Here is a 14,525-nt window from a genome sequence, read left to right as displayed (position 1 = left end):
GCGGCGGTGACCACGCCCCCGCCGCCCGCTGCTCCCGACCCGGTGCGCCGACAGGTGGACACCGACGCGCTGGCCCGCTGCGCCGACGAGCCGATCGCCGTCCCCGGCGCCGTCCAGCCGCACGGCGCGCTGCTGGCGGTCACCGAGCCCGGCCTCGACGTGGTCGTCGCCTCGGCCAACGCCGCCGACGTCCTGGGCGCCGAGGTCACCGGCCGGACGCTGGCCGACCTGCTCGCCCCCGCCGAGCTCGACCGGCTGCGCGCGGCGCTGGCCGGCGACCTCGCCGAGGCCGAGCCGCTGCGGGTCTCGCCGGGCGGCCGCGAGCTGGACCTGCTGCTCTCGCGCAGCGGCGGCCTGCTGGTCACCGAGTGGGAGCCGGTCGCCGGCGCCGGGCAGGCGGGCGCGGCCTGGCACCGGCGGCTGCCCACGGTGCTGCAGCGGCTGTCGGCGCCCACGTCGCTGGAGGGGCTGACCGGCGTGCTGGCCCGCGAGGTGCGCGCGCTGACCGGCTTCGACCGGGTGATGGTCTACCGCTTCGACGCCGAGTGGAACGGCGAGGTCGTCGCCGAGGACCGCCGCGAGCACCTCGAGCCCTTCCTCGGCCTGCACTACCCGGCCAGCGACATCCCCGCCCAGGCCCGCGCGCTCTACGCGACGAACTGGCTTCGGCTCATCCCCGACGCCACGTACACGCCGGTGCCGCTCGAGCCGCCGCTGGTCCCGGGCACCGGGCGGCCGCTGGACCTCTCCGGCGCGGTGCTGCGCAGCGTCTCCCCGGTGCACCTGGAGTACCTGGCCAACATGGGCGTCACCGCGTCGATGTCGGTCTCGCTCGTCGACCGCGGCCGGCTGTGGGGCCTGGTCGCCTGCCACTCCTACAGCGGCCCGCACCGGCCCTCCTCCGCCGACCGCACCGCCGCGGAGTTCCTCGGCCGCACCGCCTCGCTGCTGCTGCACACCACGGTCGAGGCCGCCGACCGCGACCACGCCGTCGCGGTGACCCGGCGCGAGGCCGAGCTCGCGGCCGCGGTCGGCCGCACCCCGCGGACGCCGGCGGCCGCGCTGGTCGACGGCACGCTGACCGTGCTCGACCTGCTGCCCGCCGCCGGGGCCGCCGTGCGCCTCGACGGCCGGCTGCACCTGCTCGGGACGACGCCGCCGGCCGACCGGGTGGCCGCCGTCGTCGCGGCGGTGCTGCGCGCCGGCGGGGCCACCGACCGGCTGACCCGCGCGCTGCCCGGCTTCGCCGACCTCACGGAGGAGGCCAGCGGCGTGCTGGCCGTCGAGGTCGGCAGGGGGCGCGGGGACTTCCTCGCCTGGTTCCGGCCGGAGACGCCGCGCGAGGTGTCCTGGGGCGGCGACCCGCACACCTCGAAGGTCACCGACGGCCGGCTCTCCCCGCGCCGCTCGTTCGCCCGGTGGACCGAGACCGTCCGCGGCACCGCCCGCCCCTGGCGCGAGCACGAGGTGGCCGCCGCCCGCGCGCTGGCCGGGCACCTCGGCGAGGCGGTGCTGGCCCGCGCCGCGGAGGACGACCGTCTCTCGGCCGCGCTGCAGCGGACCCTGCTGCTGGAGGAGCTGCCGAAGGTGCCCGGCGTCGCGCTCGGCGCCCGCTACCGGCCCAGCGAGGCCGACGTCGTCGGCGGCGACTGGTACGACCTGGTGCCGCTGCCCGGCGGGGAGCTGGCCGTGGTGCTCGGCGACGTCGCCGGGCACGGGCTGTCCGCCGCGTCGGTGACCGCCCAGCTGCGGCACGCGCTGCGGGCGGCGCTGCTGCGCGACGAGGGTCCGGCGGCGGCGCTGTCGGCGCTCAACCAGCTGATCGGCGCGCTGCTGCCGGGCGAGATGGCCACCGCCGTCGTCGCCCAGTTCGACCCCGCCACCGGCGCGGTGGTGCTGGCCAACGCCGGGCACCTGCCGGCCGTGCACGCCGCGGGCGGGGTCGGCCGGCTGGTCACCGACGGGCGCGGCCCGGCGCTGGGCCTGCTCGACGCGGTCACCTACCCGCAGGCCGAGCTGCGCCTGGCCGCCGGCGACCGGCTGCTGCTCTACAGCGACGGGCTCGTCGAGCGCCGCGGGCGGCCGCTGCCGGAGGGGCTGGAGGCGGTGCGCGAGGCGGTGGCCGCGGTCGCCGGGGAGCCGCAGGAGGTCGTCGACGGCGTGGTCGCCGCGCTCGACCCGGCCGGTGGCGACGACGTCACCGTGGTCGGTCTCGCGCGGGTCTGAGGCTCAGCCGGCGCCGCCGCGCACCAGGTAGCGGTAGGCCGGCGACCCGGGGTCGAGGTGCTGGATGCGCAGCGGGCTGGCCGCGGTGCGCTGCAGCAGCACCGGCAGGTCGGCGGCGTCGCCCAGCTCGATGCCGGTGAGCGCGGCGCCGGTCTCGCGGTTGTCCCGCTTGACGTACTCGAACAGCACGATGTCGTCGTCGGGGCCGAGGACGTCGTCGAGGAAGCGGCGCAGCGCCCCGGGCTCCTGCGGGAACTCGACGAGGAAGTAGTGCTTGAGGCCCTGGTGCACCAGGGACCGCTCGACGACCTCCGCGTACCGGCTGACGTCGTTGTTGCCGCCCGAGAGCAGGCAGACGACGGTCTGGCCGGGCTCGACGCGCACGGTGCCGCCGGTGAGCGCCGCGGTGGCCAGGGCGCCGGCCGGCTCGGCGATGACGCCGTCGACCTGGTACAGCTCGAGCATCTCGGTGCAGACCTGCCCCTCGGGGACGGCGACCAGCTCGGCGCCGCAGTCGCGCACCAGCGGGTAGGTGACCGCACCGGCCCGGCGGACCGCGGCGCCGTCGACGAAGGTGTCGATCGCGGGCAGCTCCACCGGCCCGCCGGCCGCCAGGGCCGCGGCCATGCTCGCCGCGCCCGCCGGCTCGACGCCGACCAGCCGGGTGTCCGGGCTCGCCTGCCGCAGCCAGGTGCCGCAGCCGGCCAGCAACCCGCCACCGCCGAGCGGGAGCACCACCACGTCGGGCGCGCGGCCCAGCTGCTCGAGCACCTCCACGGCCACGGTGGCCTGCCCGACCACCACCGGCCAGGCGTCGAACGCGGGCACCAGCGTGGCGCCGCTGCTGCCGGCGCGCGCGGCTGCGGCGGCCGCGGCGTCGTCGTAGGTGTCGCCGGTGACCACGAGCTCGACCGCGTCGCCGCCGAGCGCCTGGATGCGGGCCCGCTTCTGCCGCGGCGTGGTGCCCGGCACGAAGACCGCCCCGCGGACGCCGAGCGAGCGACAGGCGTGGGCGACGCCCTGGCCGTGGTTGCCGGCGCTGGCGCAGACGACCCCGGCGGCCCGGGCGGCGCCGTCGAGGCGGCTGATCGTGTTGTAGGCGCCGCGGACCTTGTAGGAGCGGCCGACCTGCAGGTCCTCGCGCTTGAGCCAGACGTCGGCGCCGGTGAGGTCGCTGAGCCGCTGGTTGCGCTGCAGCGGCGTGCGCTCGGCGATGCCGGCGAGCCGGCCGACGGCGTCGCGCACGTCGGCGGGGAAGCGGGCGAGGTCGGGGCCCGTCGCGGTGCTGCTCACAGCGACCATCCTCCCGCCGGCCGGGTCGTGCTCTGACCACACCCGTGTGCAGAGCACGACGGAGCCGGGGAGGTGTCCGGCGCCGGGTCGTGCTCTGCCCCGCCCCCGTGGGCAGAGCACGACCGTGCCGGCGGGAGGGGTCGGTCCCTCCTTCGTGCTCTGCCCCGCTCCTGTGGGCAGAGCACGAACGGGCGCGGGGAGGGGGTCAGGCGGTGACGCGGCCGTCGTCGTGCACGGTCAGCCGGCCGGCCGCGGTGAGCCGGTCGAGGGCGTCGCCCAGCTGGGGGGTCAGCGACGGGGTGCGGCGGCGGTACCCGAAGACCTCGGCGGTGCGCAGGAACAGCTGGTCGACGGGCAGCCCGCCGTCCGCGGCCCGGCACAGCGCCACCATCGCGTTGCCCACCTCCTCCGGCGCGACGTGCTCCAGCGGGCGCTCGGTGCTCGCGGCCTGCCGGCGGAACGCGGTCCAGCCGCCCCGGTCCAGCGCCTCGGGCCAGACGAACTCGCCGTCGACGGTCCCTTCCGGCAGCAGGGCCAGCAGCGCGTCGCGGCGGGCCTCGCCGACCCGCGAGAGGCCGAACGCGCCGGCCGCGAGCCGGGTGAGCCGATCGCGGTGCACCGGGCCCTCGGCCTTGACGCCGGCCAGCAGCACCCGGCGCACCAGCCGGGCGGTGCGCGCGTCGGCGAGCCCGTCGAGGGCCTTGCGGTCGCCGGCCGGCCGGGGCGACCACGGGCGGAACGCCAGCTCGCCGTCGAGCGACGCCGCGGCGGGACGGCGGGCCCGGGCCGGCGCCGGAGCCGGCGGGGTCTCGGCAGGCGGGGTCTCGGCGGCCGGCTCGGGCTCGACCAGGTCGGGGACCACGGTGAGCGTGACGGGCACCGGCTCGCCGGCGGGCTCGGCGTCGACCGCGGCCGGGCCGGGCAGCGCGGCGAGCGCACCGGTCACCACGGTGTGCAGCGCCCGCGGCGCCGAGGGACCGGCGGCGCCGGGCACCGGTGCCGGTGCGGCCGGGACGCTGGCCAGCTGCACCGGCGCAGCGGGTCGTGGCGCGGCCGGCGCGGGCACCGCCGCGACGGCCTCGACCAGCCGGTCGAGCACCTCCTCGCGGTCGCGCAGCCAGGACGGCAGCCACACCCGCTCGACCAGCGGCCAGCCGAGGAGGCCGCCGAGCACCTCGACGGGCAGGCCGTCGCGGTCGCCGACCGTGCCCCGCCGCGCCCACTCCGGGCCGTCGAGCAGCACGGCCGCCACCGGGGTGTCCGGGGCCTCGGGGCGGGCCACCGACAGGTCGACGCGGAAGCCGGACAGCCCGACGTCGGTGCGCACGACCAGCCCGCGCGAGCGCAGCGCCGCGGCGACCTCCTCGCGGTGCCGGTCGAGCAGCCCCACCCGGCGGGCGGCGCGGGGCAGCGCGTCGGGCCCGAGCGCGGCCAGGTCCAGCCAGGCCCGCAGGTGCTTGATGCCCACCGACGAGGTCTGCTCCGCGCGCAGCGCCGACGGGTCGAACGAGGTGAAGACGACGACCTGCCGGCGCGCGCGGGTGATCGCCACGTTGAGCCGGCGCTCGCCGCCCACCCGGTTGAGCGGGCCGAAGTTCAGCGGCAGCACACCGCGCTCGTCGGGGCTGAAGCCGGTGGAGAACAGCACGACGTCGCGCTCGTCACCCTGCACGTTCTCCAGGTTCTTGACGAACAGGCCCTCGCCGTCGGTGCGGTCGAGCGCGGCGACGAGCCGCTCGTCACCGGTGTCGCGCAGCAGCGACTCGACGTAGGCCCGCTGCTGGGCGTTGAAGGTCACCACGCCGATCGAGGGCACCGCGTCGGGTGAGGCGGCGAAGCGGCGGCGGATCTCGGCGACGACGGCCTTGGCCTCCATCGGGTTGGTGCGCAGCAGCCGGCCGGCGCCCGAGCGGTGGAAGGTGCCCTCCACCCGCACCAGCGACAGGCCGCGGCCGTCGACGTCGACGTCGGCGGAGGAGGCGCCCGGGGAGGACCGGCCGTGCGCCGGCGCCGGGAACGACGCCAGCCGGCCCTCGTAGTAGTGGGCGTTGCTGAACGCGATGAGCGACTCGTCCTGGCTGCGGTAGTGCCACGACAGCCAGTGCCGGGGCACCCCCGCCTGCACGCACTCGGTGAGGATCGACTCCTCGTCCTCGGCGGCGGTGCCCGGCAGGCCGGCGGGGTCGTCGTCGCGGGCCGCCGCCGACTCGGCGAACGACGTCGGCGGCAGCTGCTGGCTGTCGCCGACGACGACCGCGGACCGCGCCCGGCCCAGCGCGCCGACGGCCGCGGCCACCCGGATCTGGGAGGCCTCGTCGAACACCACGAGGTCGAACTGGCCGGCCCGCGGGGGGAAGAAGCGGGCCACCGAGTCGGGGCTGACCAGCACGCACGGCAGCAGCGCGGTGACCAGGTCGCCGTGCTCGGCGAGCAGGCCGCGCACGCCCGGACCGCGGCGCGAGCGGGTCAGCTCGCGCTGCAGCGCGGCGAGCCGGTCGTCGTCGAGCCGGCGGGCGGCCAGCGCCGCGGCCGGCAGCGCGGCGGTCAGGTGCCGGCGGACGGCGCGCGAGGCGGCGGTGAAGCGGGTGACGGCCCGGTCGTGCGCGTCCTCGTCGAAGGCGTCCAGGCCGGTCGCGGCGCGCCGCTCGGCACCCGACACCGCGGCCAGCCCCGCCTCGAAGGCGCGCGGGGCGTCCTCGGCGGGCAGCCGACCGGAGACCAGGGCGTCGCGCGCCTCGGTCAGGCCCGCGGCGCGCAGCGGCTCGACGGTGTCGAGGAACTCCGCCCACCGGCGCAGCGAGATCAGGCCCGGGTGGTCCAGGCCGCGCTCGGGACGGGTCATCGCCCAGCGCAGCAGCACCCCGTCGTCCCCGCACCACCCGGCGAGCGCGGCCGGCGTGCTGCCGCACGCCCGAAGCAGGGCGGTCAGCGCCCGGCGCAGCCGGGTCACCGCGGCGGCCGCGGCGGCGTCTGGGCCGGGCCCGGCGACGAGGTAGCGGCGCAGCGCCACGGCGAACGGGCGGGCGCTGTCGACGGCGGCGCCGGCCCGCTGCAGCCAGCCCACCTGCCCGTCGAGCAGCGTCGGGTCGGCCAGCGGGTTCCAGCCGGCCGGCACGGACAGGCCCGGGATGACGGCGGCCCGCGCCACCAGGGCCGCCCCGGCCTGCTGCACCCGCCACAGCGCGGCGGTCAGCTCCGGGACCTCGCGCAGCCGCAGCTGCACCCCGGGCCGCAGCACGGGGGCGAGCTGGGCGCGCACGGCCCGCAGCCCCTGCCGGCGGGTCCACCAGCGGGCGGCCTGCGCGGTCTGCGCCTGCACGTACAGCTCGGCCAGCGGCAGCTCCAGCGCCTCGGGCGTGGCCAGCTCCAGGCCGGGGTGCACCGTGGCGGTGAACGCGGCCAGGTCGGCGAGCACGGCGCCGGTCGCCGTCGTCCACCGCTGCGTGGGCACCTCGTCGAGCACGTCGAGACTCACGCCCGGACCGGCCAGCAGGTGGGCCAGGGCGACGAGGTCGGCGGGGGTGCGCACCTCGCGCAGCGCCCGCGCCAGGTGCTCCTCGGTCGGCAGCCCGCGCACCGCGGCGTCCACCTCGAGCGCGGCGGCGTGCGCGGCGGCCAGGTCGACCCGGGCGGAGTCGACGAACGCCCACGGGTGCCGGGGCGAGGGCCGGGCCAGGTCGGCGACGTCGGGCAGCAGGGCCAGCGCGCGGCGCACGGCGGCCAGCGTCCCGGCGGGCGCGGCGGCGGCGAAGGTCGGCGGCACGGGGAGCTGCGGCACGTCGTCGCCGACGGCCAGCCGCGTCGTCCGCGCCGAGTGGTAGGACAGCCCGGCGGCGTTGGGCGCGTGCAGCCGGTCGGCGTAGCGGGCCAGCGTGCGGCGGGCGGCGCGGAGGTCCTCGCCGTCGGCGGCCAGGCCCGGCTCGTCGACGGCGACCGCGTGCTCCAGCGCCGCGCGCACGCGGGCGCGCACGTCGGTGGCGCGGGCGCCGCGGTCGTGCAGGTCGAGGGTGAACGGGCCCAGGCCGACCGCCTCCAGCCGGCGGGCGACCACCTCGAGCGCGGCCCGCTTCTCGGCGACGAACAGCACCCGCCTGCCCTCGGCGACCGCGCGGGCGAGCAGGTTGGTGATGGTCTGCGACTTGCCCGTCCCCGGCGGCCCCTCGAGCACCAGGGTGCGGCCGGCCAGCCCCTCGGCCACGGCCCGCAGCTGCGCGGCGTCGGCCGGGACCGGGCAGGCGGCGGCGAGCTCGTCGAGGTCGGCCGGCACGGGCGGCGCCGGGACGGGGTCGACGAAGGGCTGGTGCGGCGCGTGCACCAGGTGCTCGACCAGCGGGTTGGCCGCCAGCTCCGCCCAGTGCTCGTCGAGGTCGCGCCAGAGCCGGTACCCGGCGAAGGAGAGGACGGCGAGGTCGGCGGTGGCCTCGACGTGGAAGGGCAGCCCGGCGTCGGCCAGCGCCTGGCGCAGCGTGCCCAGTACGCGGTCGACGTCGACCGCCTCGGCGTCGGCGGCCAGGCCCGGCAGCTCCAGGCCGTGCTCCTGCCGCAGCTTCTCCAGCAGGCACCGGTTCGGGCTGGCGCCGGCGCTCTCGTCGGCCGACAGCCGGTAGCTCTCCGCGCCGTCGGGGGAGGAGCCGGCGGGGGCGAGCTCCACCGGCAGCAGCACCAGCGGGGAGCGCAGCGGCCGGCCGTCGACCTCCCAGACCAGGCTGCCCAGGGCCAGGTGCAGGTCGTTGGCGCCGGTCTCCTCGGCGACGGTGCGCGCCCGGTGCGCCAGGGAGCGCAGCCGCGGCAGGTAGCCGCCCTCGGAGACGTCGGCGTGCACCGCGCCGTGCTCGAGCAGCGCCTCGGCCAGCTCGCCGACCGGCAGCTCGCGGGCCGACTGCAGGCCGCGCCCGCGCTGCTCGTCGGAGAGCCGGTCGGCGGGCAGCAGGCCGACCGCCGACCCGCCCGTGAGCAGGCCGGCCAGGGTGGCGAGGTAGGCGCCGGGGACGGTCAGCGGCAGGCCGGCGCCCGGGCTGTGGTTGATCAGCCGGTTGCGCAGGCTCAGGTCGAGCAGCGCGGTCTTCCACTGCTCCACGCGCGGCGGGACGCCGGGGCGGCTGCCGGGCGCGGGGGCGGCGTGCCGGCCGGGCGACCGGGCGGGACCGGGCGCGGCCGGGCGGTACTCGACCACCTGCAGCGAGCCGTCGGAGCCGCGGGTGCGCACGGGCAGCGGCAGGATGCCGTCGCGCCGGGCGCGGTGCACGTCGGTGACGCCGAGCAGCCGGTCGGACGCCCCGGTCAGCCACGCCTCGGCGGCCCGGTGCAGCCGCTCGCCGTCCGTGCCGTCCTCCGCACCGCCGTCCGTCCCCGCATCCGCACCGGTGGTCAGCAGCGTGGGCTCCACCAGCCGGACCAGGCCGCGGCCGACCAGGTCCACCAGCGGGGCGGCGTCGGTGGTGGCGGCGCTCTCGGCGCTGCGCTCCTCGCGCCAGTAGCCCAGGACGGCGTGCCGGTCGGCGACCCACAGCAGCGGGCGGACGCCGGCGGCCTCCAGCGCGGCGGCCAGCGTCACGACGACGTCCAGGCAGCTGCCGGCGCGGCCGTCGAGGACCTCGCCGGGCGTGCGCACCCGCTGCGCGTGCTCGGCCCACCCGGCGGGCGCCTCGCCGGCGCGGACGCCGCGGGTGCGCAGCGCCGTGGCCACCGCGGCCACGACCCGGTCGACCCGCTCGGGGCCGGCGGCGTAGCCGGCCACGCCGGCGTCGTCGGTGCCCGTGTCGAGGAGCGCGGTCGCCTCGGCGAGCAGCGCGGTCACGGCGGGGTGCTGCGGCTGCACGTGCGCGGCGAGCAGCTCCAGCGCCAGCGGCACGGGAGCGGCCAGCCACTGGTCGGCGGCCAGCACCTGCACCGGCAGCGCGGTGCCGCCGACGTCGGCGCCGGCCACGGTCACGTCGACCTCGACCGAGCCGGGGCGCTGCTGGCCGACCTGCTGCAGCGGGGCGGGGTCGAGCACCAGGCCGAGGTCGCTGAGCACCGTCGTCCGGCCGGCCTCGAGGTCGACGGTCAGCTCGACGGGGGTGCCCAGGGGACCCTCGGTGTCGCGCACGCCCAGCCGGACGGTGGCGCCGGTCAGCGGGCCGCCGTGGGCGGTGAGGGCCAGCCGGGACACCACGGGCACCCCGCTCGCGGCGAGGGCCGCCGACAGCACCGGCGTGGTGGTGGCCGTGATCGCCACGGTCGCCCGGGCAGCCCCGTCGTGCGGATGCGGCCGGCCGTCCGGAGTGCCCATGGCGTCCTGTCTACCGGCCCGGACGGACCGGTCCGGTCATCCCCGGACGAGTCTGGTGCGGGTGTGACGGGAGAGCCGAGACGTTGTCGGGGAGCCCACACTGCCGAGGCGCTCCCGCGGGTCGCGGCCCACGATTGCTGTCCCCACGAGGTCGCCGACCTGGAACGGGTGTGGCAGGAGGGAGGACCGCGGCGTTTCGCCAGCGCGAGGGAGCGGAGCGGCGTGCCTGCGCTCCTACGGTGCGACGGTCCACGCCGGCACCACGGGGAGACGTCCGATGGCCCACACCGCGCTCATGCCGCAGCCCGACAGCACGCCGCCACGGCAGCCGTTCTGGCGGCGGACGCCTGTCGTCGCCGTTGCCAGCCTGCTCATCGGCATCGGGATCGGCGGCGCGACGAACGCCCCCACGGCCACCGAACCGGCAGCCAGCAGCGCCACCGCTCCGTCGCCGACGTCCGCCCCCCGTTCGACGGCTGTGCCCTCCGCGGCCGCCGCCCTGGTCGTGCCGCAGACCAGCGCCGCGGTCCCGACCACCCCGGCGCCGGTCAGCTCTGCGCCGGCCGTCGTCGTGCCGTCGACTCCGCCGGGATCGAGCACTCCCGCGCCGCGCCCGGCTCCCACGCCGGCGCCCGCTCCTGCCCCGGCGCCCGCTCCTGCCCCGGCGCCCGCCCCCGCTCCTGCCGCATCCGGCGTCTACTACGCCAACTGTGACGACGTGCGCGCGCACGGTGCCGCGCCCATCCACCCCGGCGACCCCGGCTTCCGCGACGCCTTCGACCGGGACGACGACGGCATCGGCTGCGAGTAGCGAGCAGGACACCGCCCCCTCACCGGAGAGCGCCCGCCGCGGTGCACTGGCCGGTGCGGCCGCGTAGGTGCGCCGACGGGAGGGGAGGACGGGCGCGACGGCCGCCGGCGATCAGCGGAAGCGCTGCTCCAGGTCGGTCACCTCGGGCAGGCCGACGAGGTCGGTGAACTGGCCGAAGGTCGGCAGCCCGTCCAGCGGCGGCACCCCCTCGGTGCGCAGTCCGTCGAGCAGCGCCCGCATGCCGGCGGTCGCCGCCAGCAGCGTGCCGATCGGGTAGATGACCAGCGCGAAGCCCAGCTCGGTCATCCGCTGCAGCGACAGCGGGGGAGTGCGTCCGCCCTCGGCCCAGTTGAAGACCAGCGGCGCCACCCCGGCCAGCTCGCGGGCCACCCGCTCGACGTCGGCCTCCGTGGTCGGCGCCTCGACGAAGAGCAGGTCGGCACCGGCGTCGGCGTAGGCCCGGGCCCGCGCCAGCGCGTCGTCCACCCCGCTGACGGCGACCGCGTCGGTGCGCGCGATCAGCACCAGGTCGGGGTCGCGCCGGGCGGCCGCGGCCGCCCGCACCTTGCCGGCCATCTCGTCGGTGCCGATCAGCGCCTTGCCGCTCATGTGCCCGCACTTCTTGGGCATCACCTGGTCCTCGAGCTGGATGCCGGCCACCCCGGCCTGCTCGTAGAGCTGCACCGTGCGGACGACGTTGAGCGCGTTGCCGTAGCCGGTGTCGGCGTCGGCGATGACCGGGACGTCGACGGCGGCGGCGATCCGGCGGGCGTTGTCGACCATCTCCGCGCCCGACAGCAGCCCGACGTCGGGGCGGCCGATCAGCGAGGCCGTCGTCCCGAAGCCGGTCATGTAGACGGCGTCGAAGCCGGCCTGCTCCACCAGCCGGGCCGACAGCGCGTCGTAGGCGCCGGGCGCGACCAGCGGGACCGGGCCGGCGAGCAGCTCGCGCAGCCGCGCCCGCGGGGCCCGTCCGGCCCCCAGCAGATCCCCCACGGTGCCCCCTCGGTTGCATACAGGCCCCGGTGCGGGGCGGTCGCGGGTCAGGGGCAGTGTGCACCGGCTCTGACGTGCACGGCAACGGTCGGAACGGAACTCCGGAGTTCTCCGACTCGGCCTTGTGCGGGCCGGGGTGCGGCCCTACCTTGCATGCAACTTCTCCGGAGGTGTGACCGGTGACACGTCCCCTGACGTCCGCGGAACGGGCGCTGTCCGCCCTGCGCGAGATGATCATGGGCGGGCAGCTCGCCCCCGGGGCACGGCTCGGCGAGGTGGAGCTCGCCGACCGGCTGGGCGTGAGCCGCACCCCGGTGCGCGAGGCGCTGTCGCGGCTGGCCGCCGAGGGGCTGGTGCAGGTCGTGCCCAACCGCGGCGCCCGGGTGGCCACCTGGACGGTGGCCGAGCTCGAGGGCGTGTTCGACCTGCGCGCGGTGCTCGAGCCGCGGCTCACCGCGCTCGCCGTCCCGAACGCCCGCCCCGCCGACGTCGACGAGCTCGACGCGCTGGCCCGGCGGATGCAGGAGGTCGGCGCGCCCGGCCCGGACCAGGACCTCGACGCGCTGGTGCCGCTCAACCGGGCCTTCCACGACCGGCTGGTCGCCCTCGCCGGGCACCCGGCGCTGGCCGCCGCGCTGGCCGCCGCGATCCACCCGCCGATCGTGCGGCGCAACTTCCTCACCTACGACGAGGAGTCGCTGCGCCGCAGCCTCGGCCACCACGCCGAGATCGTCGCGGCCCTGCGCGCCGGCGACCCCGACTGGGCCCGCGCCGTCATGACCTCGCACATCGCCAACGCCCGGGCCGTGATGGTGCGGGCGGCCCGGCTGCAGACCACCGCCACCGCGACCCCGGAAGAGGAGACCGCATGAGCTACCGGCTCGGAGTCGACGTGGGGGGCACCTTCACCGACGTCCTGCTCGTCGACGAGGACAGCGGCGCGACGTGGCGCGCGAAGACGGCCTCCACGCCGGCCGACCAGGCGGTCGGGGTGCTGCGCGGCATCGAGGAGGTCTGCGCCGACGCCGGCATCGCGATGGCCGAGGTGGCGCAGGTGCTGCACGGCACCACGGTGGCCACCAACGCGATCCTCGAGGGCAAGGGCGCCCGCGTCGGGCTGGTCACCACCCGCGGCTTCCGGCAGGTGCTGCAGATCGCCCGCTCCTTCGTCCCCGGCGGGCTGGCCGGCTGGATCATCTGGCCCAAACCCGAGCCGCTGGCCGACCTCGAGGACACCGTGGAGGTCGAGGGGCGGGTCGCCAGCGACGGCTCGGTCGTGCGCCCCCTCGACGAGGACGACGTGCGCGCCCAGCTCGGCCGGCTCGCGGGGCGCGGGGTGCAGGCGCTGGCGGTCAGCCTGGTCAACTCCTTCGCCGACGCCGGCCACGAGCGCCGCATTCGGGAGCTGGCCGCCGAGGTGCTGCCCGGCGTCCCGGTGTCGCTGTCGTCGGACGTGCTGCCGGAGCTGCGCGAGTACGAGCGGACCCTCACCACCGTCGCCAACGGCTACGTGCAGCCGCAGGTGGAGAAGTACGTGCGGCACCTGTCGGCGGGGCTGCGCGAGGGCGGGGTGGCCGGCGAGCTGTCGATCCTGCGCAGCGACGGCGGCCTGCAGTCGGCCGACGCCGCGGTCGCCGCCCCGGTGACGATGCTGCTGTCCGGCCCGGCCGGCGGGGTGACCGGCGCCGTGTGGGTGGCCGAGCAGTGCGGCCACCGCGACCTGATCACCTTCGACATGGGTGGCACCTCCACCGACGTCGCGTTGGTGCGCGACCTCTCGCCGCGGATCGGCCGGGAGACGAAGGTCGGCGACCTCACCGTGCGGGCCTCCAGCGTCGACGTGCGCACCGTGGGCGCCGGCGGCGGGTCGATCGCGCACGTGCCCGAGCTGACCCGCGCGCTGCGGGTCGGCCCGCAGTCGGCCGGCGCCGACCCGGGCCCGGCCGCCTACGGCAAGGGCGGGGTCGAGCCCACGGTCACCGACGCCAACGTCGTCCTCGGCTACCTGCCCTCGGCGCTGGCCGGCGGGGAGATCACCCTCGACGCCGAGGCGGCGCGGGCCTCGGTGAGCAAGGTCGCCGAGGCGATGGGGCTGGACTCCCCGGAGGCCGCGGCCGCCGGCATCGTCGACATCGTCAACGAGAACATGCTCGGCGGGCTGCGGCTGGTCTCGGTGCAGCAGGGCTTCGACCCGCGCGACTTCGCGCTGGTCGCCTTCGGCGGCGCCGGCCCGCTGCACGCCAACGCGCTCGGGAAGCTCACCGGCGCCTGGCCGGTGATCGTCCCGCCCTCGCCCGGGGTGCTGTGCGCGCTCGGCGACGCCACCACCAGCCGGCGCGACGAGTCCGCCCGCACGGTGCTGCGCCGCTTCGGCCAGCTCACCGACGGCGAGCTCGGCCAGATCCTGCGCGAGCTGGCCGACGAGGCGGCCGCCCGGCTGGCCGCCCAGGGCCTGGCGCGCGAGGACCAGACGGTCGGCTTCCAGGTCGACGTCCGCTACCACGGGCAGGGCTTCGAGATCCCGGTCGAGGTGGACCCGGCCTGGCTCGACGGCGGCGACTCCCTCGCCGAGCTGGGGAGGGCGTTCGACGCCGAGCACGACCGGCTGTTCTCCTTCCTGCTCGACGTCGACCACGAGCTGGTCAACGCCCGCGCCACGGTCACCGGCCCGCGCCCCGACGTCGCCCCGGTCCGGCTCGAGGAGGGCGACGGCGACCCGGCGGGCGCCCTGGTCACCGAGGCGCTGGTGCACGTCGGCGGCGAGCAGGTGACGGCGTCGGTCTACGACCGGGCGCGGCTGCGGGCCGGCGACGTGGTGCGCGGTCCGGCGATCGTCACCGAGATGGACTCCACGACCCTCGTCCTGCCCGGGCACGCGGCCACCGTGCACGCCTCGGGCTCGCTCCTGATCACCCCGGAGGCGTGACC

8 protein-coding genes are annotated in these 14,525 nt (G+C 78.0%); 4 read left to right on the top strand and 4 right to left on the bottom strand.

Annotated elements, in window-relative coordinates; translation table 11 throughout:
• Positions 1 to 6: 6 nt before the first annotated feature.
• A complete protein-coding gene (locus BLQ97_RS12165) occupies positions 7 to 2,226 on the top strand; it encodes a SpoIIE family protein phosphatase (RefSeq protein WP_091366121.1) in 2,220 nt (739 codons plus the stop codon).
• 3 nt (positions 2,227 to 2,229) lie between these two features.
• On the opposite strand, the gene ilvA is transcribed toward BLQ97_RS12165, so the two are convergent.
• The 3 genes from ilvA to BLQ97_RS23920 all read right to left on the bottom strand — a co-directional run bounded on the left by ilvA (position 2,230) and on the right by BLQ97_RS23920 (position 10,414).
• Complete coding sequence (gene ilvA, locus BLQ97_RS12160) at positions 2,230 to 3,519, bottom strand: threonine ammonia-lyase IlvA (protein WP_245692111.1); 1,290 nt, start codon at positions 3,517 to 3,519, stop codon at positions 2,230 to 2,232.
• Positions 3,520 to 3,724: 205 nt separating this feature from the next.
• On the bottom strand, positions 3,725 to 9,736 hold the full coding sequence (locus BLQ97_RS12155; RefSeq protein ID WP_245692110.1) for a DUF3320 domain-containing protein: 6,012 nt from the start codon (positions 9,734 to 9,736) through the stop codon (positions 3,725 to 3,727).
• A 288-nt stretch (positions 9,737 to 10,024) separates the two neighbouring features.
• A complete protein-coding gene (locus BLQ97_RS23920; protein WP_245692109.1) occupies positions 10,025 to 10,414 on the bottom strand; it encodes a hypothetical protein in 390 nt (129 codons plus the stop codon).
• Between BLQ97_RS23920 and BLQ97_RS24230 the strand changes: the two genes are divergently transcribed.
• On the top strand, positions 10,296 to 10,601 hold the full coding sequence (locus BLQ97_RS24230; protein WP_281181409.1) for an excalibur calcium-binding domain-containing protein: 306 nt from the start codon (positions 10,296 to 10,298) through the stop codon (positions 10,599 to 10,601). The genes BLQ97_RS23920 and BLQ97_RS24230 overlap by 119 nt on opposite strands.
• Positions 10,602 to 10,712: 111 nt before the next feature.
• Here the strand turns inward: BLQ97_RS24230 and BLQ97_RS12145 are convergent, their stop codons facing one another.
• A complete protein-coding gene (locus BLQ97_RS12145) occupies positions 10,713 to 11,597 on the bottom strand; it encodes an isocitrate lyase/PEP mutase family protein (RefSeq protein WP_091366117.1) in 885 nt (294 codons plus the stop codon).
• 179 nt (positions 11,598 to 11,776) lie between these two features.
• Between BLQ97_RS12145 and BLQ97_RS12140 the strand changes: the two genes are divergently transcribed.
• Positions 11,777 to 12,469 (top strand): GntR family transcriptional regulator, encoded by a 693-nt coding sequence (locus tag BLQ97_RS12140; RefSeq protein WP_091366116.1) that lies wholly within the window; start codon positions 11,777 to 11,779, stop codon positions 12,467 to 12,469.
• A complete protein-coding gene (locus tag BLQ97_RS12135) occupies positions 12,466 to 14,523 on the top strand; it encodes a hydantoinase/oxoprolinase family protein (RefSeq protein WP_091366115.1) in 2,058 nt (685 codons plus the stop codon). The genes BLQ97_RS12140 and BLQ97_RS12135 overlap by 4 nt, the downstream gene beginning before the upstream one ends.
• The last annotated feature ends 2 nt before the right edge of the window (positions 14,524 to 14,525 follow it).

This window comes from Geodermatophilus telluris (genome assembly GCF_900102745.1).
In the GTDB taxonomy this organism is placed as follows: Bacteria; Actinomycetota; Actinomycetes; order Mycobacteriales; family Geodermatophilaceae; genus Geodermatophilus; species Geodermatophilus telluris.
This window is presented reverse-complemented; position numbering and strand designations above follow the sequence as displayed.

Bases quoted from the DNA above. Each gene is read 5' to 3' on its own strand.
- BLQ97_RS12135 (WP_091366115.1), top strand. From the start codon at position 12,466: ATGAGCTACCGGCTCGGAGTCGACGTGGGGGGCACCTTCACCGACGTC.